At 70.8% G+C, this 25,259-nt stretch carries 19 protein-coding genes; 13 read left to right on the forward strand and 6 right to left on the reverse strand.

The genetic code is table 11. The features are described from left to right. Positions 1–2: 2 nt before the first annotated feature. From WA675_RS01800 to WA675_RS01810, 3 genes are read right to left on the reverse strand one after another with little or no spacing between them, the layout of a single operon-like run. Entirely contained in the window at positions 3–2,495 is a 2,493-nt protein-coding gene (locus WA675_RS01800) for an FtsX-like permease family protein (RefSeq protein ID WP_336081301.1), read from the reverse strand. Beyond that, positions 2,492–3,217: an ABC transporter ATP-binding protein gene (locus WA675_RS01805; protein WP_336081304.1), complete on the reverse strand. Its 726-nt coding sequence runs from the start codon at positions 3,215–3,217 to the stop codon at positions 2,492–2,494. Before WA675_RS01805 ends, WA675_RS01800 begins: the two co-directional genes overlap by 4 nt. 34 nt (positions 3,218–3,251) lie before the next feature. Continuing rightward, complete coding sequence (locus WA675_RS01810) at positions 3,252–3,575, reverse strand: hypothetical protein (RefSeq protein WP_336081306.1); 324 nt, start codon at positions 3,573–3,575, stop codon at positions 3,252–3,254. 156 nt (positions 3,576–3,731) lie between these two features. Between WA675_RS01810 and WA675_RS01815 the strand changes: the two genes are divergently transcribed. The 9 genes from WA675_RS01815 (at position 3,732) to gatB (ending at position 16,199) form a co-directional block, all read left to right on the forward strand. Beyond that, a complete protein-coding gene (locus WA675_RS01815) occupies positions 3,732–5,054 on the forward strand; it encodes a sensor histidine kinase (protein ID WP_336081308.1) in 1,323 nt (440 codons plus the stop codon). Beyond that, positions 5,051–5,740, forward strand: a complete 690-nt coding sequence (locus WA675_RS01820; protein ID WP_336081310.1) for a response regulator transcription factor — start codon at positions 5,051–5,053, stop codon at positions 5,738–5,740. The genes WA675_RS01815 and WA675_RS01820 overlap by 4 nt, the downstream gene beginning before the upstream one ends. A gap of 100 nt (positions 5,741–5,840) precedes the next feature. Further along, positions 5,841–9,050, forward strand: a complete 3,210-nt coding sequence (locus WA675_RS01825) for a protein kinase domain-containing protein (RefSeq protein WP_442945533.1) — start codon at positions 5,841–5,843, stop codon at positions 9,048–9,050. Positions 9,051–9,161: 111 nt separating this feature from the next. Next, positions 9,162–10,394 carry an FUSC family protein gene (locus WA675_RS01830; protein WP_336081311.1) on the forward strand — a complete coding sequence of 411 codons (1,233 nt, stop codon included), beginning with the start codon at positions 9,162–9,164 and terminating at the stop codon, positions 10,392–10,394. A gap of 18 nt (positions 10,395–10,412) precedes the next feature. Then, positions 10,413–11,222 (forward strand): formate dehydrogenase accessory sulfurtransferase FdhD, encoded by an 810-nt coding sequence (gene fdhD / locus WA675_RS01835; RefSeq protein ID WP_336081312.1) that lies wholly within the window; start codon positions 10,413–10,415, stop codon positions 11,220–11,222. Positions 11,223–11,332: 110 nt separating this feature from the next. Then, positions 11,333–12,220 (forward strand): hypothetical protein, encoded by an 888-nt coding sequence (locus tag WA675_RS01840; RefSeq protein ID WP_336081314.1) that lies wholly within the window; start codon positions 11,333–11,335, stop codon positions 12,218–12,220. Positions 12,221–12,248: 28 nt separating this feature from the next. Continuing rightward, positions 12,249–13,283, forward strand: coding sequence for an ATP-dependent 6-phosphofructokinase (locus WA675_RS01845; protein ID WP_336081315.1), 1,035 nt, complete (start codon positions 12,249–12,251; stop codon positions 13,281–13,283). A gap of 9 nt (positions 13,284–13,292) precedes the next feature. Next, positions 13,293–14,672 (forward strand): alpha/beta hydrolase family protein, encoded by a 1,380-nt coding sequence (locus tag WA675_RS01850; RefSeq protein WP_336081317.1) that lies wholly within the window; start codon positions 13,293–13,295, stop codon positions 14,670–14,672. Between the two features lie 21 nt (positions 14,673–14,693). After that, complete coding sequence (gene gatB, locus WA675_RS01855; RefSeq protein WP_336081319.1) at positions 14,694–16,199, forward strand: Asp-tRNA(Asn)/Glu-tRNA(Gln) amidotransferase subunit GatB; 1,506 nt, start codon at positions 14,694–14,696, stop codon at positions 16,197–16,199. A 61-nt stretch (positions 16,200–16,260) separates the two neighbouring features. Here gatB and WA675_RS01860 read toward each other — a convergent pair whose 3' ends face one another. Beyond that, on the reverse strand, positions 16,261–17,382 hold the full coding sequence (locus WA675_RS01860; protein ID WP_336081321.1) for a PQQ-dependent sugar dehydrogenase: 1,122 nt from the start codon (positions 17,380–17,382) through the stop codon (positions 16,261–16,263). A 90-nt stretch (positions 17,383–17,472) separates the two neighbouring features. Here WA675_RS01860 and WA675_RS01865 point away from each other — a divergent pair, with 90 nt between their 5' ends. After that, a complete protein-coding gene (locus WA675_RS01865) occupies positions 17,473–18,330 on the forward strand; it encodes a DoxX family protein (RefSeq protein ID WP_336081323.1) in 858 nt (285 codons plus the stop codon). A 183-nt stretch (positions 18,331–18,513) separates the two neighbouring features. Here the strand turns inward: WA675_RS01865 and ilvD are convergent, their stop codons facing one another. Next, a complete protein-coding gene (gene ilvD / locus WA675_RS01870) occupies positions 18,514–20,355 on the reverse strand; it encodes a dihydroxy-acid dehydratase (RefSeq protein WP_336081324.1) in 1,842 nt (613 codons plus the stop codon). A 297-nt stretch (positions 20,356–20,652) separates the two neighbouring features. Further along, a complete protein-coding gene (locus WA675_RS01875; protein ID WP_336081326.1) occupies positions 20,653–21,417 on the reverse strand; it encodes a PH domain-containing protein in 765 nt (254 codons plus the stop codon). A gap of 306 nt (positions 21,418–21,723) precedes the next feature. Between WA675_RS01875 and WA675_RS01880 the strand changes: the two genes are divergently transcribed. Genes WA675_RS01880 through ilvC form a run of 3 tightly spaced genes read left to right on the forward strand, consistent with a single transcriptional unit; the run spans position 21,724 to position 25,213 of the window. Then, positions 21,724–23,661, forward strand: coding sequence for an acetolactate synthase large subunit (locus WA675_RS01880; protein ID WP_336081328.1), 1,938 nt, complete (start codon positions 21,724–21,726; stop codon positions 23,659–23,661). After that, on the forward strand, positions 23,658–24,161 hold the full coding sequence (gene ilvN / locus WA675_RS01885; RefSeq protein WP_019048314.1) for an acetolactate synthase small subunit: 504 nt from the start codon (positions 23,658–23,660) through the stop codon (positions 24,159–24,161). Before WA675_RS01880 ends, ilvN begins: the two co-directional genes overlap by 4 nt. A gap of 50 nt (positions 24,162–24,211) precedes the next feature. After that, entirely contained in the window at positions 24,212–25,213 is a 1,002-nt protein-coding gene (ilvC, locus tag WA675_RS01890; protein ID WP_189025019.1) for a ketol-acid reductoisomerase, read from the forward strand. Positions 25,214–25,259: the final 46 nt, after the last annotated feature.

Genomic DNA, 25,259 nt, shown 5'->3' on the forward strand with positions numbered 1-25,259 from the left:
ACTCAGTCGACCGCGAGTGCCGCGATGATCGGCATCCGGGCCGCCCGCAGCGCGGGCGGAATCGAGCCGAGCAGCGCCAGTCCCAGTGCGACCAGGCCGTAGACCAGCAGCAGCGGGCTCGGCTGGTACACGATGTCGATGGTCATCGCGTGCCCGATCGCCACCGTCGCCAGGTACTGCACCGCCGCGCCGACCACCAGCCCGATCGCGGCGCCGACGATGCCGATCCCGGCCGCCTCGGCCAGTACCGACCGCAGCAGGAACTTGCGATTGGTGCCCATGGCGCGCAGCACGCCGAGCTCCCGGCGCCGCTCCAGCACCGACAGCATCAACGTGTTGAGCAGGGCGATCGTGGCCACCAGCACGACGATCCACAGGATCATGGTGCTCATCGACGAGCCCTGTTCCACGCTCGACGAGATCGCCGCGACCATATCGGTGCCGCGATCGACATTGATCGCCTCCGGCACCACCGACCGCACCGCCGCCTGCACGGCCTCGGGGTCAGCGCCGGGCGCGTACTGCACCGACAGGATGGTCTCGCCGGGCCGTTGATACCACTCGCGCATCTGGTCCAGGCTCATCATCATCACCCCCGACACCGCGGTGAAGTACGGAATCACCTGCAGCACAGGGACAGTCCGTTCGCCCGACGGCGTGGGCATGGTGATCTCGTCACCGACCGAGAGGTGCATCGAGCGCGCCACATCGCGGGTGACGACCACGCCCTCGCCGCGCGACATCCGGTCGATCACCGCGGGATCCACCGCGCCGAGCCGGGATTCGTCGTGCCGGGCCTGGTAGCCCTGCAGCAGCACCCGGGCGCCGCCGATCGTGGCGAAGGCCATCTGCCCGGGCTGCACGCGCTCCACGCCGGGAACCGCGGCCACCTCGGCGGCGAGGTCGGCGGGCAGCACCGGACCGGTCGGGAACTGCTCGATCGGGCTCGGGCTGACATACAGGTCGGCGTCGCCGAGGCTCTCGAACGAGTCGGTGGCCGAATCGACCATATTGCTCGACGCGCCACCGAGCGCGACCACCGCGGCCACGCCGATCATCACCGTCATCGCCGTCGCCCAGACCCGGCGTGGGGCCCGTTCCAGGGTCGTCGCGCCGAGCGCGCCCGGCGCCCCGAACCAGCGCGCGATACTCCCGGCGGCCCGCACGATGGGCTTGGTCGCGGCGAAGCACAGCAGCACCGTCGCGGTGAACGCGGTGGAGATCGAGGCCAGCGAGACCCGCCCGAGGTCGAGGAAGGCCAGCGCGATCGCGCCCGCGCCCAGGCCGAGCGCGCCCACCAGGGCGGCCCAGCGCAGCACCCGGCCACCGGCGGCGGCATCGGTGGCCTCCACCGGCGCCAGCGCCTCCACGGGCGCCACCTTGTAGACCTGACGTGCGGCGAGCCCGGCCGCCAGCACGGTCGCCAGCACACACGCCACAATGGCCATCGGGATGGCATAGCTCGGGACCAGGAAGTCCGTGCGCGATTCCACCGACTGGACGATCGCCGCGGGCAGCCGGTCGATCGACATCCGGCCCATGAACACGCCGATGGCCGAGCCGATGGCACCACCGATCAGGCCCAGTACGGCCGCCTCGACGAGCAGATCCCGCACCATCGGCGCGCGCTTGCCGCCGATCGCGCGCAGCAGCGACAGCGTCGGCCTGCGTTGCGCCACCGCCATACTCATCGCGTTGTAGATCAGGAACGCCGACACGATCAGCGCCGCCGCCGAGGACATCAGCGTGGAATAGCGCATGATCTGGATGGCCCCGCCCGCCTGCGCGGTCCGCAGGCTCGGCTCAGCGACCACCGCCCGGCCGTCCACCACCTCGGTGAGCGCGCGGCGCAGCGCGGCGACGTCGGTGCCCGGCTTCGCGATGATCTGCACCGAGTCGAGCTTGTCCACCTTGTCGATGAGCAGCTGTGCCAGCGGCAGCGGCGCGGCGATCACATGGCCGCCGTTGAGCCGGTCGACGATCTCGTTCGGCAGGACGGCGGCCACGGTCGCGGTGCCCCAGCCGATCGGGATGCTGTCGCCCTCCTGATAGCCCATCGCCGCCCCGACCAGCACGCCCTTCGGGGTGCTGATCAGTTTCGAGGTGTATTCGGCCATCGGCCCGGCCAGGTCGCTGCCCAGCGCGGCGATGGTCTGGTCGGCGCCGATCAGCATGGCCCGGTCGTCGCCGGTGCCCAGGGTGGCGCGCAGCATCGGCACCGCGGTCGCCACGCCGGGGGTGGCGGCGAGGTCGGGCAGCATCGACTGTTCGAAGCCCGCGTCGGTGATGCCGGTGACCTCGAGGACGGCGTCCCCGGCCAGGCCGAGGGTGAGCCGGTCCATCGAGCCGGTCACCGAGCCGGAGATACTCAGCACCGCAACCAGCAGGGCCGCCGAGACGGCCATCACGGCGGTCGACATGACGGTGCGGCCGGGATGACGGATCAGTTCACCGATATTGAACAGCCGCAACCGATCCCACGCCGCGGCGATCACGCGTCCACCCGCGAGGTCACCACGTCGTCGGCGCCGATGCGGCCGTCGCGCAACGTGATCACCCGATCGCAGTAGGCGACCGCGCCCATGTCATGGGTCACCATCACCACCGAATTGCCTTGCGCGGTGATCTCACCCAGCAGAGTGAGGATGGCCTCGCCGGTCTTGGAATCGAGATTGCCGGTGGGTTCGTCGGCCAGGATCAGCGGCGGATCCATGATCAGCGCGCGCGCCACCGCCACGCGCTGCATCTGTCCGCCGGAGAGTTCGGCGGGCCGGTGCTGGGCGCGATCGGCCAGGCCGACCAGCTCGAGCAGCTCCATCGCCCGGGGTTTGGCTTTGCGTAATCCGGTGCCGTCCAGCAGTTTCGGCACCGCCACGTTCTCCCACGCCGACAGCGTGGGCAGCAGATTGAAGAACTGGAAGACGAAGCCCACCTGTTCGAGCCGGAACGCGGCCTGCTGGTCCTCGTCGAGACCGCCGATCTCGGTGCCGCGGAAGCGGATCGAGCCCGTATCGGGCCGGTCCAGCGCGCCGAGCAGATGCAGCAGCGTGGACTTGCCCGACCCGGACGGGCCGATGATCGAGGTGAACTGCCCCGTCTCGATGCGCATGCTCACCTCGTCGAGAGCGCGCACCTGCTGGTCACCGACGCGATACTGCTTGACCACCTTGTCCAGTTCGAGCATCGGCGGCGGCTGCGGTGATGACGTGTCCGGCATGTGTTGTCCCCCAGGGGTATTCGATGGGCGAATGTCAGCGCGCGAGCGCCCGGGCAGGGGTAGTGTGCCCGATCACCGGGCGCGCGTCGAGAATTGCCCGGAGCGCGGGCTGCTCGGCGGCCAGTTGCAGATAGGCGTCCAGGGGCGTGTCCCCGTCGATCTCGGCCAGTTCCAGTTTGACGTGCAGGTGGTTGTCCCAGCGGTTCCGCAACGCCAGCAGCAGGCCCTCGACCCCACCGAAGAGCCGGTCCAGCTCCGGGAGGCCCGCGAAGAGGCCGGGATGTTCGGGGTCGTCGGCAGCCCTGGCGAGCACGGTGTGCACGATCTCGGTGCGACGATGCTGATCGGTCCAGGTCATGAGCTTCACCTTCCGTGAGCGATGGGGCCAACGCTACGGAGCTCGCCGGGGGGAATCGTCGTGCCGCGGACCCGACTTCTTCTCCTACCCAGGTAGGAGAGCGGCACCGTTTCCGGGACGATGACCGCCGCGTACCCCGAGGGCTAGCCTTGCATCATGGAGGTGACCGACACCGTCCCCGCGAGTACGGCGGGCCGGGTGAGCAGGCTCTCGGCCCTGACCGCCGGGGTGCGGGCGCCCGTGCTGCGCTTCCGCGACGGGGTTCGCGAGCGGATCGAGGCGCTCCCGTTCGACTATCCGCCCGCGGTGATCGTCGGCGCGGATCTGGCGCTGCTGGTGATCACCGTGGCCGCCGTGGTGCAGCGGCACTCCTATTTCCCCAACCCGCTGCCGCTGATCGCCATGTTCACCGCGTTCCTGCCGATCCCGCTGTTCGCCGTCTTCGGGGTGAAACCGCACCCCGTGCTGCTGAAATTGAGCGGGATGGTCTCGTGCGCGCTGTTCATGATCCAGCCGGTGCCCGCCGACTTCGCCCCGTTCGTGCTGGTGATCGTCGCCGGGGAGGTGGCGGCCATCGCCCCGCGCGGGCTCACCATCGGCTTCAGCCTGCTCGCCATCGCCCAGCTGCTCGCCTTCGATCTGGCCGGATACCTGCACTGGGGGTCGGGCGAGCGGCTAGAGGGCCTGCCGATGTATGTGCTGGGCATCCTGCTCGGCACCTTCGCCGGGGTGATGCTGCAGTATCAGCGCCGCTTCCTCTATCAGGAGCGGGAGAACCAGTCCATCCGGGCGGTGCGCGCCGCCGACGAGGAACGCCGCCGGATCGCCCGCGAGGTGCACGACGTGATCGCGCACTCGCTCTCGATCACCCTGCTGCACCTGACCGCGGCCCGGCGCGCGTTGCAGACCGACGACGACGTCGACGAGGCGGTCGACGCGCTGGTCGACGCCGAACGGCTCGGCCGCCAGGCCATGGCCGATATCCGCCGCACCGTCGGCATGCTCGACACCCAGCCCACCCGGATCGCGCCCGAACCCAGCGCCGCCGACATCGACGAACTCGTCGGCGACTTCCGCCGCGCCGGGCTCACCGTCGACTACCGCCGCACCGGTGACCTCGCCGCGGTCGAGGGCGCGGTCGGGCACGCGCTGTACCGGATCGGCCAGGAATCGCTGGCCAATGTCGCCAAGCACGCGCCGGGCGCCGCCGCGACCGTGCGGCTCGAGGTCGGCCCCGAGCTCGCGAGCCTGGTGGTGACCAACGCGCTGCCCGCGGGCCCGCCGGTGCGCCGTGACGGCGGGATGGGCCTGCGCGGCATGCGCAAACGCACCGAACTGCTCGGCGGCACCATCAGCATCGGCCCCGGCGACGACGGCTGGACCGTGCGGGTGGAGTTCCCGCTCAAGAGCGGCGGCTGCACCACGCTGTCGACCGTGCTGCCGGGTCTGCTCCGGCCCCGACCCCAGGAGGACATGTGACGGCCGCCGCGCCGATCGACAACCCGGTGACCGTGCTGGTCGTCGACGACCAGGAACTCGTACGCGGGGGACTGCGCCGGATCCTGCGCCGCCGCGACGGTTTCACCGTCACCGAATGCGCCGACGGCGACGAGGTCGCGGCCGCCGTGGCCGCCGACCGGCCCGACGTGGTGCTGATGGACCTGCGGATGAAACGGGTCGGCGGGATCGATGCGACCCGGTTGCTGCGCGCCCGCGCGGACGCGCCACCGGTGCTCGTGCTCACCACCTTCGACGACGACCAGCTGCTCTCCGGCGCGCTGCGCGCGGGCGCGGCCGGGTTCCTGCTCAAGGACTCCCCGGCCGAGGACCTCATCCGCGCGGTGCGCACCGTCGCCGCTGGCGGGGCCTGGCTCGACCCGTCGGTCACCGGCCGGGTACTCACCGCCTACCGGACCGTGAGACCCAGCGGCACCCGCACCGACCGCAGGCTCGGCGAACTCACCGCCCGCGAGTACGAAGTGCTCGAACTGATCGGCCGCGGCCGGGTCAACAGCGAGATCGCCCGGGAACTCGGCATCTCGGAAGTCACCGTGAAAAGCCACGTGGGACACATATTCGGCAAGCTCGACCTGCGTGATCGCGCCGCCGCGATCGTGTTCGCGTTTGACCACGGCGTGGTGACACCGGGAGAATCGTCGTTCTGACGAGCAGGTCCGCTGACCTGCCAGACGTGGGAGGCGGACGCTGGTGGGTGCACCCGGGTCACGGGCGGGGAGCAGATTCGGCCCGTACGAACTGCGGTCGATGCTGGGCAAAGGCGGAATGGGCGAGGTCTACGAGGCCTACGACACCGGCAAGGACCGGGTGGTCGCCCTGAAGTTGCTGGCCGAGGAGCTCGCCCAGGACCCCGCCTATCAGGTGCGGTTCCGGCGCGAATCCCAGGCCGCGGCCAAGCTGGCCGAGCCGCACGTCATCCCGATTCACGACTGGGGCGTGATCGACGGGGTGCTGTTCATCGACATGCGCCTGGTGCCCGGCACCGACCTGCGCACCGTGCTGCACCAGGGCGGGCCGCTGAGCCCGGACCGCGCGGTCGCCGTGGTGGAACAGATCGCCGCCGCGCTCGACGCCGCGCACGCGGGCGGGCTGGTGCACCGCGACGTGAAACCGGCCAACATCCTGGTCACCCCCGCCGATTTCGCCTACCTGGCCGATTTCGGCATCGCGCACACCGAGGGCGACAGCGCGGTGACCCAGGTCGGCATGGCCATGGGCTCCTACATCTACATGGCGCCGGAACGCTTCGACGTGGGCCCGATCTCGCATCGCGCCGACATCTACTCGCTGGCCTGCGTGCTACACGAATGCCTCACCGGCGGCTCGCCGTTCCCCGCCGCCAGCATGAGCGTGCTCATCCGCGCCCACCTCTCCGAGGCACCCCCGCGCCCGAGCTCTCTCATTCCCGGCCTGCCGCCGGGCCTCGACGATGTCATCGCCCGTGGCATGGCCAAGGACCCCGCCGACCGCTACGCCACCGCCGGTGATCTTGCTGTCGCCGCCCGCGAGGTTCTGCACGCGGCCATCCAGCAGGCGCCGGGCGCGTTCCATGCCTTCGGTGGTCCCGCCGGGTCGGCGCCGGTCGCCGGGCGGGCACCGGGTACCTCCGGTGCTGGTGCGCCGGGTGCGCATTCGGGTGCGGTGCCGTTGGGTGGCGGTCGCGAATCGGGTGGTGTTCCGTTCGGTGCCGGTGCCGGTGCCGGTGCCGGTGCCGGTGCCGGTGGCCGGTCGGGGCCGGTCGCCTATGGTGCCGGGTCCGCGGCGGATGCGGGTGCGGCGACGTTCGGGGCGGCGGCTGCCGCTCGGCGTGGTGGGCCCGGGAGTTCGACGGGCGGGAATCCGGTGCCCGATGCCCCGGACACCGCGCGGACCGGGCAGGGCGGAGCCGGGCAGGACGCCGAGGCGGAGGCGGCCGAGCAGGCGCCGACGCCGACCGGGGAGTTCCGGGTGGTCGGCGCGGTCGCCGCGACCGGCGGCATCGAGACCTCGCGCAGCCAGAGCACGGCGACCGGCGCCCAGCCGACGCTGATCATCCGGCCGCCCGAGGGCAGGGCCGACACCACCGGGTTCCGGCGCGTCCCGGCCGAGGGCACCGGCGAGGCCTCCATTCCGGCCGTCATCCAGCCCACCGGCCCCGCCGAGATCCGCGCGGCCGACACCCACTTCACCCCCCTCCCACCGGCGGAGGGCGCCCCCGCCCTCGAGGCCCCCGAACCACCCCCGGCCTACACCCCGGACCAGGGCCTCCCGCGCATGCGTCCGTTCCCCGACGCGCACCTCTTCGAGGGCACCCCCGGCGACACCTCGTCCCCGATCCCCACCCAACCCCCCTTCCCGCCCCCACCCCACGCCCCCACCGAGCGCTACGTGGGCGAACCCTTCCAGCCCGCCACCCCCGAGGCGACCAGCGACCCGCGCCTCCCCGCTGGGAACCCATCGGCCCCGGGCACGCCACGATTCCCCGGCGGCCCAGCGGCTCCCGGCGCCCCCGCAACCCAGCGCTACTCCGGCGAACACCTCGCACCAGACGGTCCGGGTTCGCCCGCAGCGGGCTTCCCGGGCAACCCAGCGGGCAGCGGCGCCCCCGCGACCCAGCGCTTTTCCGGCGAGCATCCGCTGCCGGGTTTACCTGGTGCGCCGAACGAAGCCTTCCCTGGCGACCCGGCAGGACGTGGTACCCCTGCGGGCCAGCGCTTTTCGGGCGAGCACCCGCTGGCCGGAACCGCGGGTTCGCCGCCCGGGCGTTACCCCGACGATCCGTCGGCGCCGGGCGCCCCGGCGACCCAGCGGTATTCGGGTGAGCATCCGCTACCCGGTGGGGCAGAGCGGCCGCCGTTCGGGGCGCCCGGTCACGGCCCGCGATTCGGTGCTCCCACCGAGCATTTCGGTCGGCCGGAGCCGGGGGGTGAGCCCGGCCGGTTCGAGGACGACCGGGCGGCGCCGTTCGGCGCGCCTCGCTTCGGGGAGCCGACGCGGAAGTTCCCCGGTGACCCGGCCGAGGATCGATTCGGCGGTCCCGAGGAGGACCCGGAGCACGCCTTCGGTGGGCCGACGCAGATGCTCCCCGGTGCGCCCGGGGAGGATCCGCAGCGCTCCGCCGCCACCCGGCACTACGGTGGCGGGCCCGACGCGTTCACCCCGCCGACCGAGCAGTACGACCCGGCCGGGTTCGACGCGCAGCGGTCGGTGCCGACGCAGCACTTCGGGGGCGGGTTCGACGACGGGGATCCGCAGCGGTCCCAGCCGACCCATCAGTACCGCGGGGGAGCGGCACCGTTCCCGGCGCATCAGGCTCCGCCGGAGTACGAGGATCCGGCGCGCGCGGCCGAGACCAGCCAGTACGGCGGGGAGGCCGCGTACTCGCAGTACGACGACCCCCAGCAGGCCTACGGCGACCACGCGTACCGGGAGCCGGGATACGGGCCCGATCCGGGCTACGGACCGGACCCGCACTGGCAGCAGGAGGACCGCGCCCCGCGCCGCTCGCTGCTGCTGCCGATCCTGGTCGGGGTGCTCACGGTGGTCGTGCTGGCCATCGGCGGCGCGATCGGCTGGCGCCTGATGGCGGCGACCGACTCCGAGGAGACCACCACCGCCGCGCCGACCTCGCTCGCCCCGGGCGGCTCCGGCAACCCCGCCGCGACCACCCCGCGCGCGACCACCGCGCCCCCGACCACCACCGCGGGGCCGGTCACCCTGCCCGCCGGTGCGCAGCCGTGCGAATCCGGGGCCACCGGCGGCACCTTCGGCAAGGCGGCGATCGGCAACACCGTCACCAGTTGCCCCTTCGCCGAGGCGGTCCGCCAGGCCTACGCCGCGGGCGGCACGGGCACCACCACCAGGACGGTGGTGGCGGCCAGCCCAGTCACCGGCCGCACCTACACAATGACCTGCGCGCCCGAGGGCAAACTGGTCACCTGCACCGGTGGTGAGAACGCGGTCGTGTACATCTACTGAGCAACCGCTGCGACCGGGGTCACAGCGGTTTGACGTGCAGTGCAAGGGTCATAGACGATGGTTTCTCGGCTCGGGGCAACCGCCCCGTGACCGAGCTTCCGGAGGAACCCCTTGCGCACCCTGTCGGCCCCGGCGCGCCCCCGGCTCCGCCACGCTGTCACCGACATCGACCACCTGCCCGCGGTGCGGGTGTTCGTCGGCCTGGCCATTCCCGGCCTGCTGTTGATCGCTGCCGGGCGCACCGACCTGCTCATCTACGCGGTGTTCGGGTCCTTCACCGGCATGTACGGGTTCGCCGAATCGCCGCGTCAGCGGCTGCTGCACCAGAGCGAGGCCGCGGTCATGCTCACCGTGGCCGTCGGCGCGGGCATCCTGCTGGCCCGCCTGCACGCCTCGCCCGCCGCGCTGGTCGCCGCGGTCACCGTGTTCGCGGCGGTCGCGTCCCCGATCACCGACCGGCTCGGTCTGCGCCCCGAGGGCCCGTTCTTCGGCATCTTCGCCTTCGGCGCCATCGCCATGGTGGCCGGAGAACAGCCCGATCCCGGACTCGCCCTGCTGATCTGCGCGGCCACCGCGCTGCTGTGCGTGATCGTCGGCTACCTGGAATCGGCGAGCCGGGCCCGCCGGGCGGGCGACCCGATGGTCTACGCGGCGATCGCACCGCACCGCACCGGCCGGATAGCGACCGCGCAAGCCGTCCGCTACGCGCTGGCGATCTCGATCGCGGGCGGCATCGGGCTGATGCTCGGTGTCGGCCACGCCAACTGGGTGATGGCCGGTGCGGCCGTCCCGCTGGCCGCCGCGCGCGCCCGTGACCGCGTCCACCGCGGGGTGCATCGCGTGGGCGGCACCGTCATCGGGCTGGTGGTGACGGCCCCGCTGCTGCTGTCGGGTCTGAGCCCGGCCGTGCTGGGCCTGGCGATCATCGCGCTGCTGTATCCGACCGAACTGTTCATGGCCCGCCACTACGCGCTGGCCCTCGGCTTCTTCACCCCGCTGATCATGGCCATGACCGAGCTGGCCAGCCACGCCGATCCGCTCACCCTGCTGATCGACCGCGGCGTGGACACCCTGCTCGGGGCCGCGGTCGGTGTCGCCGTCGCGGTGTCGCTGCGCGATTCCGTTGTGCCCGGCTTACGGACACAGCCATGCGAACCGATGCATACTGACGACATGGCTGATGACGACCAGTGGTACTACTGCCTCAAGCATCACACGGCCGAGCACGGCAAGACCTGCTGGTTCGGCGACCGGCTCGGCCCTTACCCGGACAAGGCCACCGCGGAACGGGCACTCGAGATCGTGCGGGCGCGCAACAAGGCCGCCGACGAAGAAGACGACTGAGCCGGTCGGCTCACCCCGATGAGCAGAGTCACCACCCGGCGCAAGACCACCCGCCTGTCCCCGGGCGGGCGGATCGAGCGACCCGACACCCTGGCGGTCGAGGAACCGCTGGAGGTGCGCGTCGACGGCCGCTCGCTGACGGTCACCATGCGCACCCCGGGCGACGACATCGACCTGGTGCACGGCTTCCTGTTCGGCGAGGGCATCATCGCCACCGCCGAGGACATCGTCACCGCGCGCTACTGCGCGGGCACCGACGAGCAGGGCCGCAACACCTACAACGTGCTCGACCTGCGTCTGCGGACCCCGGTCCCGATCCACACCCGCAATTTCCTCACCACCGGCGCGTGCGGTCTCTGCGGGAAATCCGCGCTCGACGAGGTCCGCACGCACAGCCGCTTCCCCATCCCGCACGACACCGAGAAGGTCGACACCGCCGTGCTGGCCGGGCTGCCCGCGCGGCTGCGGGCCGGGCAGAAGCTCTTCGACGTCACCGGCGGCCTGCACGCGGCCGGGCTGTTCACCACCGACGGCACACTGCTGGCGCTGCGCGAGGACATCGGCAGGCACAATGCCGTCGACAAGGTGATCGGCTGGGCGGTGCGCGAGAACCGAATCCCCGCCCACGATCTGATGCTCGTGGTGAGCAGCCGCGCCTCCTTCGAACTCGCGCAGAAGGCGGTGATGGCCGGGATCCCGGTCCTGGCCGCGGTCTCGGCGCCGAGCTCGCTGGCGGTGGATCTGGCGGCCGAGGCCGAGCTGACCCTGGTCGGTTTCCTGCGCGGCGAGACGATGAACATCTACACCGGTGAGCACCGTCTGACCTGAGGTTTTCACGCTAGCGGTGGGCGATCGGCCATACTGCCCAGTACGGTGTCGCCGACGGCCACCCAGCACCGAAAGCCCGGGGGAGTTCACAAACGAAGATGCTTCACAACATGACGAAGAACCGACGACGCCGGGTCCGAACGGCGCTGTCCGCGGTGCTCGGCACGGTCGCGCTGCTCACCGCCGCCTGCGGCGCCGACCCCGAGGCGGCCGCGCCGACGACCACCACCACGACGGCCCCGGTCGTCGATCCGGGCGCGGGCACGGGCAATTTCTCGATTGCCGTCCCCGGCAGTCTGGCCGCCGATTTCGCCACCCTGCAACAGGGTTTCCGCGGCACCGCCGGGCTGGCCGTCATGCCGGTCGGCGGACAGCAGATGGTCACCTTCGGCAACTGGACCTCGGGTCCGGCCTGGTCGACGATCAAGGTGCCGCTGGCCATCGCCGCGCTGCGCAACAGCTCCGCCTACCTCACCTCGGCGACCGCGGCCATCACCGCCTCCGACAACGCCGCCGCCGACACCCTGTGGCAGTCGCTGGGTAATGCCACCGCGGCCGCCGCGGCGGTGGAGGGCGTGCTGCGCGAGGGCGGTGACGCCAACACCACCGTGCCCACCGTGCGCACCCGCTCCGACGCCTCGGTCTTCGGCCAGGCCGAATGGTCGCTGGCCGACCAGGTCCGCTTCGCCGCGCACCTGACCTGCGTGCCGCAGAGCGAGCGCGTGGTCGGGCTCATGCAGCAGATCATCCCGAATCACCGCTGGGGCCTCGGGGCTTTCGGCAGCGCGGAGTTCAAGGGCGGCTGGGGGCCCGACACCTCGGGCAAATACCTGGTGCGCCAGTTCGGCATGATCGACGCGCCGTCCGGGCGCATCGCCGTGGCCTTCGCCGCGCAACCGGATTCGGGTGCCTTCGCCGAGGGCATGACCATGCTCGACAAGATGGCCACGCTGCTGTCCGGGCACCTCGGTGAACTGGCCGGAGGTCGCTGCCCCTGATCAGCGCCGGTGCGGCAAGATGAACGCCATGCGCATCGGAGTCTTGACCGGAGGCGGGGACTGTCCAGGGCTGAACGCGGTGATCCGGGCGGTCGTCCGCACCGCGAACGGCCGCTACGGCGACGCGATCGTCGGCTTCGAGGACGGCTGGCGCGGCCTACTCGAGGATCGCAAGATCCGCATCCACAACGACGACCGCACCGATCGCCTGCTCGCCAAGGGCGGCACCATGCTCGGCACCGCCCGCACCAATCCGGAGGTGCTGCGCGAGGGCCTTGGCCGGATCGAGCAGACCCTCGACGACAACGGCATCGACGCGCTCATCCCGATCGGCGGCGAGGGCACGCTCACCGCGGCGAGCTGGCTGTCCGACGAGGGCGTCCCCGTGGTCGGCGTGCCCAAGACCATCGACAACGACATCGACTGCACCGATGTGACCTTCGGTCACGACACCGCCCTGTCGATCGCCACCGAGGCCATCGACCGCCTGCACACCACCGCCGAATCCCACCAGCGCGTGATGCTGGTGGAGGTGATGGGCAGGCACGCGGGCTGGATCGCGCTGAACTCCGGCATCGCCGCGGGCGCGCATCTCACCCTGGTGCCCGAGGAACCCTTCGACGTGGCGCAGGTGTGCGCGATGATCAAGGCGCGATTCCAGCGCGGCGACAAGCACTTCATCTGCGTGGTCGCCGAGGGCGCGCATCCGGCGCCGGATTCCGGATTCACGCTGCGCGAGGGCGGGATCGACGAGTTCGGGCACGAGCGGTTCACCGGGGTCGCCCAGCAGCTCGGCGCCGAGATCGAACGGCGCATCGGCAAGGAGGTCCGCACCACGGTGCTCGGCCACGTGCAGCGCGGCGGCAGCCCCACGCCCTACGACCGCATCCTGGCCACCCGGTTCGGCGTGCACGCCGCCGAGGCGGTGCACGCCGGGCATTTCGGCATGATGGTCGCCCTGCACGGCACCACGATCGGGCTGGTCCCGCTGGCCGAGGCCACCAAGCAGCTCAAACGGGTTCCCGCCGAACGGATGCGGGAGGCGCAGGCGTTCTTCGGCTAGCCTGGCCGTATGCGCTCCGGTCGAGTCATCGTGTCGGTTCTGTCCCTTGTCGTCGCGCTGGTGGCCGGGTGCTCCGGGTCCGGTGACGACGCCCCGCCCAGCTCGGTGCAGGGCAGCTGGCACGGGGACATCGAGGTGCCCGACCAGCCGATCCCGATCGGCGTGACCTTCGCCGAGGACGGCTCGGCCACCATCGACATCCCGATCCAGGGCGTGCGCGACGCGGCCCTGAAAGATGTTCGCACCGAGCCCGATCGGGTCGAGTTCACCATTCCGGATGTCCCGGGCGATCCGGGCTTCCGCGGCACACTCGACGGCGACCGGATCACCGGCGACTGGGTGCAGTCCGGCCAGACCCTGCCGCTCACCCTCGAGCGCGGCGAGATCGAGGGTCCGAAGCGGCCGCAGGACCCGCAGCCGCCGTTCCCGTACCGCAGCGAGGACGTCAGCTATCCCAGCGGCGATCTCACCATCGCGGGCACCCTCACCGAGCCCAGCGGCGACGGCCCGTTCCCGGCGGTGCTGCTGATCACCGGCTCCGGCCCGCAGGACCGCGACGAGAACCTGATGGGCCACCGCCCGTTCCTGCTGCTGGCCGACACCCTCACCCGCGCGGGCTACGCCGTGCTGCGCACCGACGACCGCGGCGTCGGTGGGACCGGCGGCGACCTGGACCAGGCCACCTACGGCGATCTTACCGGCGACGCGGTGGCGGGCGTCGAGTTCCTGCGCGCGCGACCGGAGATCGATCCGGCGAAGGTCGGCCTGCTCGGGCACAGCGAGGGCGGCTACCTCGCTCCCCTGGTCGCCCAGCGGTCCGGTGCTGACATCGCCTTCGCCATCCTGATGGCCGGTCCCTCGGTGGTCGGCGCCGACGTGCTGATCGAGCAGAACAAGGTGATCATGGCGGGCGCGGGCGCCGCACAAGAGGACATCGACGCCCAGGTCGACTACCTCACCCGCTGGACGTCGCTGCTGCGCGCGGGCGACACCGCGGGCGCGGCGGCCTTCGCCCAGCAGCACAACGACGCCCTGCCCGAAGGTGAACGCGCACCGCAGGAAGCCGTCGACGGCTTCAACACCCCGTACATGACCTCTTTCGTCACCTACGATCCGACCGGGGCCCTCGAGGCGCTGCGGGTGCCCGTGCTGGCGTTCTTCGGCGACAAGGACCAGCAGGTCCTGGCCACCCAGAACGAGGGCCCGATGCGCGACAAGCTCGCCGGTGCCCCGGACGCGACGGTGCACACCTTCCCCAACGTGAACCACCTCATGCAGCCCACCGACACCGGCAAACCCAGCGAGTACTCCACCATCGAGACCACCATCGACCCGGCCGTGCTCACCTATGTCACCGACTGGCTCACCCAGCACGTCCCGCCGCGCTAGGGCTTACCTAGAATCTTTCCCATGAGCGCACCCACGGTCGAGTTGATGGATTACGCCGATGTCCTCTCCCGCTACGAGCCGGTGCTCGGCATGGAGGTCCACGTCGAGTTGTCCACGGCGACCAAGATGTTCTGCGGTTGCCCCACCGAGTTCGGCGCCGAACCCAACACCCAGGTGTGCCCGGTGTGCCTCGGCCTGCCCGGTTCGCTGCCGGTGGTCAACGCCGACGCGGTCGAGTCGGCCATCCGGATCGGCCTCGCGCTGAACTGTTCGATCACCCCGTGGGGCCGGTTCGCGCGCAAGAACTACTTCTACCCGGACCAGCCGAAGAACTACCAGATCAGCCAGTACGACGAGCCGATCGCCACCGAGGGCTACCTCGACGTGGTGCTCGACGACGGCTCTACCTTCCGGGTGGAGATCGAGCGCGCGCACATGGAGGAGGACACCGGCAAGTCGCTGCACGTGGGCGGCGCGACCGGGCGTATCCACGGCGCCAGCCACTCGCTGCTGGACTTCAACCGCGCCGGGGTGCCGCTGATCGAGATCGTCACCAAGCCGATCACCGGGGCGGGGGAGCGCGCGCCGGAGGTGGCCCGCGCCTATGTCACCGCGCTGCGTGAGGTGCTGCGCTCGCTGAACGTCTCGGACGTGAAGATGGAGCAGGGCTCGCTGCGCTGCGACGCCAACGTGTCGCTGATGCCGGTGGGCGCCAAGGTGTTCGGTACCCGCACCGAGACCAAGAACGTGAACTCGCTCAAGAGCGTCGAGGTCGCGGTGCGCTACGAGATGCGCCGCCAGGCCGCCGTGCTCACCGCGGGCGGCGAGATCGTCCAGGAGACCCGGCACTTCAACGAGGCCGACGGCTCCACCTCCGCGGGCCGCCGCAAGGAGACCGCCGAGGACTACCGCTACTTCCCGGAGCCGGACCTCGAGCCTGTCGCCCCGGACGCCGCCTGGGTGGAGGAACTGCGCACCACCATTCCCGAGTACCCGTGGCTGGTGCGTGCGCGCATCCAGGCCGAGTGGGGCCTGTCCGACGAGGTCATGCGCGACCTGGTCAACGCGGGCGCGCTGGATCTGATCATCGCCACCGTCGAGGCGGGCGCCCCGGCCAACGAGGCCCGTTCCTGGTGGGTCGCCTACCTGACCGAGAAGGCCAAGGAGCGCGAGGTCGCCCTGGCCGAGCTGCCGATCACGCCCGCGCAGGTGGCCGCGGTGATCGGGCTGGTCGAGGCCAAGACGGTGAACAACAAGGTCGCCAAGCAGGTCGTCGACTTCGTGCTGGCCGGTGCGGGCGAGCCCGCCGCCATCGTCGAGGCCAAGGGCCTGGGCATGGTCAGCGACGACTCGGCCCTGCAGGCCGAGGTGGAGAAGGCCCTGGCGGCCAACCCCGATATCGCCGAGAAGATCCGCTCCGGCAAGGTCCAGGCCGCGGGCAAGATCGTCGGTGATGTCATGAAGGCCACCCGCGGCCAGGCCGACGCGGCGCGCGTGCGCGACCTGGTCATCGCCGCCTGTAGCTGAGATAGCGCGTGAGCCCCGTTCCTCGTCTCGGAGGAACGGGGCTCTCGCGTTGTCGCGCGGCCTAGTCCGGGCCGCTGCCGCCACCCTGCGGCGGCGGGATGCGGACCACGCGGTCGTCGAATTCGCCCGGCTCGCCGTCGGTCTTGTTGATCGTGGTCACCCAGACGCTGCCGTCGGAGCTGGCGGTGGCGCCGAGCAGCTTGCCGTACTTGTCCTGGGCGATCATCGCCGGTGCCGTGGTGACGGCGAAGGTGGCCGGATCGGCGGCGACCGCCGCCAGCGCCTTGCCCTCGCTCAGCGCCACCGCGACACCGTCACCGGTCGCGGTGCAGCCGCCGACGCCGGGCCGGTCCGGCCAGGTCCAGGCGACGCTGAGCGCGCCCTCGGCATCGAGATGCTGGAGCCGGTCCTCGGCGGCGGTGCGGTCGGTGATCCACATGCCGTTCTTGCCGTCGCGGCACAGATCACCGGCGGTGCCGATCCCGGAGGCCACCACCTGCGGGGTATTGGTCCCCGAGGACGGGGATTCCAGCCGCAGCAGCTTGCCGCCCAGTGAACCCGGATCGGCGGCCGCGCCGGGATTGCCCGCGTCACCGGTGAGCACCAGCAGCTGGGTGGGGCTGGCCCATTCGAGCGCACCGCGATTGCCGGTGGCGCCCTTGGGGATTCCGGTGAGGATCTCCTTGGTGCCGCCGCCCTCGGAGATGCGGACCACCCGGTTGTCGCTGCCGGTGGTGATGTAGGCGTACATCAGGCCGTCTTCGTGATAGGTGGGGGAGAGCACCAGGTCGGAGATCCCGCCGTCCCCCGAGCCGTCGACGGCCACGCTGGCCACCTCCTCCGGCGGCGGCTGCGGCGTGCTGGCGTCGACCGGCGTGACCCGCAGGATGCGGCCGGTGCGCCGCTCGGCCACCAGCGCGCCGTCGCCCATGGCGATCAGTCCGGACGCCGAATCCAGGCAGGTGGCGATCACATTGGGGTCGGGGTCGATACACGGCCCGGTCGGGCGTGGCACCTGCGAGGGCGAGTCGTCCGGCTTCTTGGGCTCGACCCCGGACCCGCCCGCCGAGGCCTCGGTGGTGAACGGGCTGGAGGCCGATTCGTCGAAGCGGGCACACCCGGCGACCAGAACGGTGCCGATTGCCAATCCGACTGCCACGCGGCCCGCGATTCCCGAACTCATGCGTCAGACGTTACCGGCAGCCCGATGCGGCTGACACGCCTGATCGCGGGAAGACCGGCACACCGTGATTCCACGTCCTAAGGTGAGAAGGTGACCGACAAGTCGAACGACACACCCGATGCTGAAGGGTCGGCGCAGGCCGGACAGGCTGCGTCGTCGGCGGGTCGCCCGGTGACCAGCCCCTACGACTCCCCGACCACCCAGATGCGCAAGCCCGACGTGCACAAGGACCTCCCGCACACCGACGAGGACCTCGACCTCGACCCGGGCGAGGACGTCCCCACCGCGGGTGCCGGGCAGCCCGGCGGCGAAGCGGGCGACTACGGCTACGCCTCGATCCCGCCCGCCACGGCGGCCTCGGCGGGCGCGGTCCGGCTGCAGCGCCGCAATCGTGAACCCCGCCGCGGCACCTTGGATCTCGGCCTGTTCGTGCTGCGGCTGGTGGTCGGCTACACCTTCATCTATCACGGCCTGCAGAAGCTGACCGGTTGGTTCCACGGCCCCGGTCTCGACGGCACCAAGCAGATGATGGAAGGCGGCGGCTGGGATTACCCCTCGCTGTCGACGGCTCTGGTGATCGCGGGCGAACTCGGCGGCGGCATCCTGCTGGTGATCGGCCTGGCCACCCCGCTGGCCGCGGGCGCGGTGCTGGCCACGATCCTCAACGCCTGGATGTGGAAGCAGGGCATGGTCCCCGGTTTCCAGTACAACGCGGGCACCCCCACCGGCGTCGAGCTCGACTCGATCCTGGCCGGGTCCGCGCTGGCCATCATTCTCACCGGTCCCGGCCGCTGGTCGCTGGACCGCACCCGCGGCTGGGCCACCCGCCCGGCCTACGGCTCCGGCGTCGTCGTCCTGCTCGCCGTCGCCGCCGCGATCCTCACCTTCTGGTTCCTGCACGGCGGTAACCCGCTGCAAGGCATCGGGCCCTTCGACAGCAAGGGCTGACCCGCACCGGCACCGAACGGCGTCCCCGAGATCCCGGGGACGCCGTTTGCGTTCCGGGACGCCGCGGCCTCGGTGATGTCGTCGTGGATGAACAGTGCGGGCGACAAGGCCCACAAGGACGCCGCCGACCGCATCAGCGACCGGCGGCGCACCTGGGTCTGGCCAGAATTCGCGGAGCGGCGGTCAGAGCACCTTGCGGACCGCGCCCTTGTCGGCCGAGGTGGCCAGGGCGGCGTAGGCGCGCAGCGCGGTGGTCACCGGGCGCACTCGGTCGACCGGCTGCCACGGGCGCTCGGAGGCCTCCATCTTGGCGCGGCGCTCGGCGAGCACCTCGTCGGAGACCAGCACCTCGAGCGCGCGGGTCTGCACGTCGACGCGGATGCGGTCACCGTTCTCGATCAGGCCGATCACGCCACCCTGGGCCGCCTCGGGGGAGATGTGCCCGATCGACAGACCCGAGGTGCCACCGGAGAAGCGGCCGTCGGTGATCAGCGCGCACACCTTGCCCAGGCCCGCGCCCTTGAGGAACGCGGTGGGGTGCAGCATCTCCTGCATGCCCGGACCACCCGAGGGGCCCTCGTAGCGGACCACGATCACGTCCCCGGCCTGGATCTTCTTGCCCAGGATCATCGAGACCGCCTCCTCCTGCGACTCGACCACCACGGCCGGGCCCTCGAAGGTGAACAGGTCCTCGTCGATGCCCGCGGTCTTGAGGATCGCGCCGTCGGGAGCGATATTGCCGCGCAGCACGCACAGGCCACCCTCGACGGTGTAGGCGTGCTCGACGTCGCGGATGCAGCCGCCCGCGGCGTCGGTGTCCAGCGAGGACCAGCGGTTGGCGGTGGAGAACGGCTCGGTGGTGCGCACGCCGCCGGGCGCGGCGTGGAACAGTTCCAGCGCCTCCTCGGAAGCCTTGCCGGAGCGGATGTCCCAGGTGTCGAGGTAGTCCTCGAAGCTCGGGGTGTGCACGGTGGTGACGTCGGTCTCGAGCAGCCCACCGCGACGCAGTTCACCGAGGATGGCCGGGATGCCGCCCGCGCGGTGCACGTCTTCCATGTGGTAGTCGGAGTTCGGCGAGACCTTCGACAGGCACGGCACCCGGCGCGAGATCTCGTCGATCGTGCTCAGATCGAAGTCGACCTCGCCCTCCTGCGCGGCGGCGAGGGTGTGCAGCACGGTGTTGGTCGACCCGCCCATGGCCACGTCGAGGGCCATCGCGTTGCGGAAGGCCTTGGCATTGGCCACATTGCGGGGCAGCACCGAGGCGTCGTCCTCGCGGTACCAGCGGTTGGCGATGTCGACGATGACGCGACCGGCCCGCTGGAACAGCGCGCGGCGCGCCTCGTGGGTGGCCAGGGTGGAGCCGTTGCCCGGCAGCGCCAGACCCAGCGCCTCGGTGAGGCAGTTCATCGAATTCGCGGTGAACATGCCCGAACACGAGCCGCAGGTGGGGCAGGCCGACCGCTCGACCGCGTCCAGACCCTCCTCGGACACGGCCTGATTCGCGCTGGCCGAGATGGCGTGCACCAGGTCCAGCGGGGCGTGCGCGACGCCGTCGGCGACCACGGCCTTGCCCGCTTCCATCGGCCCACCGGAGACGAACACGGCCGGGATGTTCAGCCGCATGGCGGCGTTGAGCATGCCCGGAGTGATCTTGTCGCAGTTGGAGATACACACCAGCGCGTCGGCGGTGTGCGCGTTGGCCATGTATTCGACCGAGTCGGCGATGATCTCGCGCGAGGGCAGCGAGTAGAGCATGCCGCCGTGGCCCATGGCGATGCCGTCGTCGACGGCGATGGTGTGGAACTCACGCGGGACGCCGCCCGCGGCGCGCACGGCCTCGGCGACGATGTCGCCCACGTTCTTCAGGTGCACGTGACCGGGCACGAACTGGGTGTAGGAGTTCGCGATCGCGACGATCGGCTTCCCGAAATCGGAGTCGGTCATACCCGTGGCGCGCCAGAGCGAGCGGGCGCCCGCGGCATTGCGGCCGATGGTGGTGGTGCGTGAGCGAAGCGGTGGCATGGGGGAGTCCTCGTGTGTCGCTGGGTGCGTCCGAGCGTGCGCGCAGGGGGCTGACCTGCGTGCCCGCGATGCGAGTGCGCGGTGCGTCCGGCAACCCTGCACGTTACTCCGGGGCGCGCTGGTCGCGTCGCGCCGGTGCGGGAGTGGACGGGTGCCGGAACCGGGCTCGAGGCGGGAGTGTCGCTCCGGAGTGTGTCGCCGCGGTGATGCCGTCGGCGCGGGGTGCCCGGTGCCGTCAGCTTACCGGTTCAACTGCCGTGCGCGCCGCCCGGATTCCCGCAGTGACCGAGCTGACTGTCACTTCCCGGAGCCGGGCTCCTCGGTCTTCGGCTTTGTGTCCGTCGCTGCCGCCGCGTCGTCGGCCTCGGCCTTCGCCGCGGCCCGCTCGGCCGCGACGCGCTCGGCCTCAGCGGTCTCGGCGGCGGCGAACACATCGGGCAGCCTGCCCCCGGACGCCTCGATCAGCTCACGCAGCCGGTCGTAGCCGACGGCGGGCAGTTTCACCTCGGAGTCGTCGGCCAGCCGCGCCCGCACATACCCGCGCTTGGGGATGCTGACGCCGCGCACCTGACTCCAGTCCAGGTGCTTCTTGCCCACCATGGTGCTCAGCTCCAGCCCGGCGTCCGAGACCGTGGTGTGCGTGCGTACCACCCACCAGATCGCGATCAGCGGGAACAGCAGCAGCCACCACAGCCCCACCGGCCAGCCGACGAACGGGAAGAACACGCAGAACGCCAGCACCAGCACGCCGATATAGGCCAGGCGCGGCACCCCGATGACGTGCACGCCCGGCGTCGGGACGCTCTCGCGGCGCGGGATCAGCAGCCACACGATCACCGCGACGGGCACGATCAGCCCGATCCGCAGCCCCAACGACCAGTCCTGCACCGTCCCGACGACGACGAAGATCAGGTACGCCAGTACCACCGCGCCGATGGCGGCGAGGCGGCCGGGACCGGCCGCGCGCAGGCCACCGGGTCGCGAGGGCCGACCCGTATCGGTTCCCCCGTCGGCGGTGTGGGACGATTTAGCCGGTGGCACGGACTGATGCGGTGATGACACCCCTCCATCCTCGCATCTCGGTATTCGGACCCACGCAACCACTCGCGTCCCACAGAATGGGAACGAAAGGTAGCCTGTTTGACTCTTCGCTCCACGCGCGCCTAACGTCGTGCGTGTGAAACGAAACGAGTTGCTCGTAATCGGCCGGCGCGTCCAGCGTTGAGCCTGACTACCTGAGTCGAATACGTCAGCTCGCGTTGCGACGCGCCACCCTCGAACAGCCCTGCGCTGGTCGGGGGCTTTTTTGTGTTCGGGCGAATTCCGCGCCAGTCCGGAGTCAGAACGACAAAGTTAGGAACGAAGACGGTGAGTGCACCAACCGCACGACCCGGGCCATCGGCCCGCAGGTCAGCGCCTTCGGCGACCCAGCCTGCCGCTGGTAGCCCGGCGACCAACCCCGCCCGCCGCCAGGTCGCGCCCGAGCGCGTCACCGGCGCGCAGTCGGTGGTCCGGTCCCTCGAAGAGCTCGACGTCGACACCGTATTCGGTATTCCCGGCGGTGCGGTCCTCCCCGTCTACGACCCGCTGTTCGACTCCAAGAAGGTCCGCCACGTGCTGGTGCGCCACGAGCAGGGCGCCGGACACGCGGCGACCGGCTACGCGCAGGCCTCCGGCAAGGTCGGTGTGTGTATGGCCACCTCCGGCCCCGGCGCCACCAACCTGGTGACCCCCCTGGCGGATGCCCAGATGGACTCGGTCCCGATCGTGGCGATCACCGGTCAGGTGCCGTCGAGCCTGGTCGGCACCGATGCCTTCCAGGAAGCCGACATCTCCGGCATCACCATGCCGATCACCAAGCACAACTTCCTGGTCAAGGACCCGATCGACATCCCGCGCATCCTGGCCGAGGCGTTCTACCTCGCCGCCTCGGGCCGCCCGGGCGCCGTCCTGGTCGACATCACCAAGGACGCCCTGCAGGCCCAGACCACGTTCTCCTGGCCGCCGGAGATGCGGCTGCCCGGCTACCGCCCGGTCACCAAGCCGCACGGCAAGCAGGTGCGCGAGGCCGCCCGGATGATCCTGGAGTCCAAGGCGCCGGTGCTCTACGTCGGCGGCGGTGTGATCAAGTCCGACGCCTCGGCCGAGCTGCTGGAGTTGGCCGAGCTGACCGGCATCCCGGTGGTCACCACCCTGATGGCGCGCGGCGCGTTCCCCGACAGCCACACCCTGAACATGGGCATGCCCGGCATGCACGGCACCGTCGGCGCCGTCGCGGCCCTGCAGCGCTCGGATCTGCTGATCACCCTCGGTGCCCGCTTCGACGACCGCGTCACCGGTCAGCTGGACTCCTTCGCGCCCGACGCCAAGGTCATCCACGCCGATATCGACCCGGCCGAGATCGGCAAGAACCGCCACGCCGACGTCCCGATCGTGGGCGACGCGCGCGAGGTCATCGTCGAGCTGATCGAGACCCTGAAGGCCGACCCGCAGTCCGGTGACGCCCCGCTGCTGAAGCTCACCGAGTGGTGGGCCTACCTCAGCGAGATCCGCGACAACTACCCGCTGGGCTGGAGCCAGCCCAGCGACGGCTCGCTCTCGCCGGAGTTCGTCATCGAGGCGCTGGGCCGCCTGGCCGGTCCCGAGGCCGTGTACTGCGCCGGTGTCGGCCAGCACCAGATGTGGGCCGCGCAGTTCATCAAGTACGAGAACCCGCGCACCTGGCTGAACTCCGGTGGTCTCGGCACCATGGGCTACGCCGTTCCGGCGGCCATGGGCGCCAAGATGGGCGCTCCGGAGAAGGAGGTCTGGGCGGTCGACGGTGACGGCTGCTTCCAGATGACCAACCAGGAGCTGGCCACCTGCGCCGTGGAGGGCGTGCCGATCAAGGTCGCGCTGATCAACAACGGCAACCTCGGCATGGTCCGCCAGTGGCAGACCCTGTTCTACGAGGAGCGCTACTCCAACACCGATCTGGGCACGCACACCCTGCGCATCCCCGACTTCGTCAAGCTGGCCGAGGCGCTGGGTTGCGTCGGCATCCGGGTGGAGAAGGAAGACGAGGTCGAGGCCGCGATCCGCCAGGCGCAGTCCATCACCGACCGCCCGGTCGTGATCGACTTCATCGTCGGCAAGGACGCCCAGGTGTGGCCGATGGTCGCCGCGGGCACCAGCAACGACGAGATCATGTTCGCCCGCGGCATCCGCCCGCTGTTCGACGAGGACGAGCAGGTCTCCGAACCTGCCGTCATCCACGAGGCGATGGAGCGCGAGCAGGCGGCATTCGAGAAGGGCACGCAGGAATGAGCACGACGCACACGCTGAGCGTTCTCGTCGAGGACAAGCCGGGCGTGCTGGCGCGAGTCGCGAGCCTGTTCTCGCGCCGCGGCTTCAATATCGAGTCCCTCGCCGTCGGTGGCACCGAGATCCCGGAGATCTCGCGCATGACCATCGTCGTGACGGTCGACGATCTGCCGCTCGAGCAGGTCACCAAGCAGCTCAACAAGCTGATCAACGTCATCAAGATCGTGGAGCAGGACGCCGACGCCTCGGTGGCCCGCGAACTGATCCTGGTGAAGGTGCGCGCCGACGCCTCGGTCCGCACGCAGGTGATCGAGGCCGTGCAGCTGTTCCGCGCCAAGGTGATCGACGTCTCACCCGACGCGCTGACCATCGAGGCCACGGGCACCCGCTCGAAGCTGGATGCCCTGCTGCGCATGGTGGAGCCGTACGGTATCCGCGAGATCGTGCAGTCCGGTGTCGTGGCCGTCGGACGCGGTCCGAAGTCCATCACGGCCACCCGCTAACTTTTCATCAACCGAAATTATCCAGAAGGGACTCCACTGTGGCAGTCGAGATGTTCTACGACGACGACGCTGACCTGTCGATCATCCAGGGCCGCAAGGTCGCCGTGATCGGCTACGGCAGCCAGGGTCACGCGCACTCGCTGAGCCTGCGCGACTCCGGTGTCGACGTGCGCGTCGGCCTGGCCGAGGGCTCCAAGTCGCGCCCGAAGGCCGAAGAGGCCGGTCTGACCGTCGGCACCCCCGCCGAGGTCTCGGAGTGGGCCGACGTGATCATGGTGCTGGCCCCCGACACCGCCCAGGCGTCGATCTTCACCAACGACATCGAGCCCAACCTGAAGGACGGCGACGCGCTGTTCTTCGGCCACGGCCTCAACATCCACTTCGGTCTGATCAAGGCTCCGGCCAACGTCACCGTCGCCATGGTCGCCCCCAAGGGCCCCGGCCACCTGGTGCGCCGTCAGTTCGCCGACGGCAAGGGCGTCCCCGCCCTGATCGCGGTGGACCAGGACCCGACCGGCGAGGGCCAGGCGCTGGCGCTGTCCTACGCCAAGGGCATCGGCGGCACCCGCGCGGGCGTCATCAAGACCACCTTCAAGGAAGAGACCGAGACCGACCTGTTCGGTGAGCAGGCCGTCCTCTGTGGTGGTACCGAGGAACTGGTCAAGACCGGTTTCGAGGTCATGGTCGAGGCGGGCTACGCCCCCGAGATGGCCTACTTCGAGGTGCTGCACGAGCTCAAGCTGATCGTCGACCTCATGTACGAGGGTGGCATCGCCCGCATGAACTACTCGGTGTCCGACACCGCGGAGTTCGGTGGCTACCTGTCCGGTCCGCGCGTCATCGACGCCGACACCAAGGAGCGCATGAAGGCGATCCTCAAGGACATCCAGGACGGCACCTTCGTCAAGCGCCTCGTCGCCAACGTCGAGGGTGGCAACAAGGAGCTCGAGGGCCTGCGCAAGGCCAACGCCGAGCACCCCATCGAGGTCACCGGCGCCAAGCTGCGCGGCCTGATGAGCTGGGTCGACCGCCCGATCACCGAGACCGCGTAAGGTTTCCCCCTCGAAGGGCCCGTTCGCCACGTGCGAACGGGCCCTT

It is taken from the genome of Nocardia sp. SSK8 (assembly GCF_037034205.1).
GTDB lineage: Bacteria > Actinomycetota > Actinomycetes > Mycobacteriales > Mycobacteriaceae > Nocardia.

What these genes read in the sequence shown, in the direction of transcription:
- WA675_RS01805 (WP_336081304.1), bottom strand. Translation starts at nt 3,217, where the DNA reads ATGCCGGACACGTCATCACCGCAGCCGCCGCCGATGCTCGAACTGGAC.
- WA675_RS01810 (WP_336081306.1), bottom strand. Translation starts at nt 3,575, where the DNA reads ATGACCTGGACCGATCAGCATCGTCGCACCGAGATCGTGCACACCGTG.
- WA675_RS01815 (WP_336081308.1), top strand. Translation starts at nt 3,732, where the DNA reads ATGGAGGTGACCGACACCGTCCCCGCGAGTACGGCGGGCCGGGTGAGC.
- WA675_RS01825 (WP_442945533.1), top strand. Translation starts at nt 5,841, where the DNA reads ATGCTGGGCAAAGGCGGAATGGGCGAGGTCTACGAGGCCTACGACACC.
- fdhD (WP_336081312.1), top strand. Translation starts at nt 10,413, where the DNA reads ATGAGCAGAGTCACCACCCGGCGCAAGACCACCCGCCTGTCCCCGGGC.
- WA675_RS01840 (WP_336081314.1), top strand. Translation starts at nt 11,333, where the DNA reads ATGACGAAGAACCGACGACGCCGGGTCCGAACGGCGCTGTCCGCGGTG.
- WA675_RS01845 (WP_336081315.1), top strand. Translation starts at nt 12,249, where the DNA reads ATGCGCATCGGAGTCTTGACCGGAGGCGGGGACTGTCCAGGGCTGAAC.
- WA675_RS01850 (WP_336081317.1), top strand. Translation starts at nt 13,293, where the DNA reads ATGCGCTCCGGTCGAGTCATCGTGTCGGTTCTGTCCCTTGTCGTCGCG.
- gatB (WP_336081319.1), top strand. Translation starts at nt 14,694, where the DNA reads ATGAGCGCACCCACGGTCGAGTTGATGGATTACGCCGATGTCCTCTCC.
- WA675_RS01860 (WP_336081321.1), bottom strand. Translation starts at nt 17,382, where the DNA reads ATGAGTTCGGGAATCGCGGGCCGCGTGGCAGTCGGATTGGCAATCGGC.
- ilvD (WP_336081324.1), bottom strand. Translation starts at nt 20,355, where the DNA reads ATGCCACCGCTTCGCTCACGCACCACCACCATCGGCCGCAATGCCGCG.
- ilvN (WP_019048314.1), top strand. Translation starts at nt 23,658, where the DNA reads ATGAGCACGACGCACACGCTGAGCGTTCTCGTCGAGGACAAGCCGGGC.
- ilvC (WP_189025019.1), top strand. Translation starts at nt 24,212, where the DNA reads ATGTTCTACGACGACGACGCTGACCTGTCGATCATCCAGGGCCGCAAG.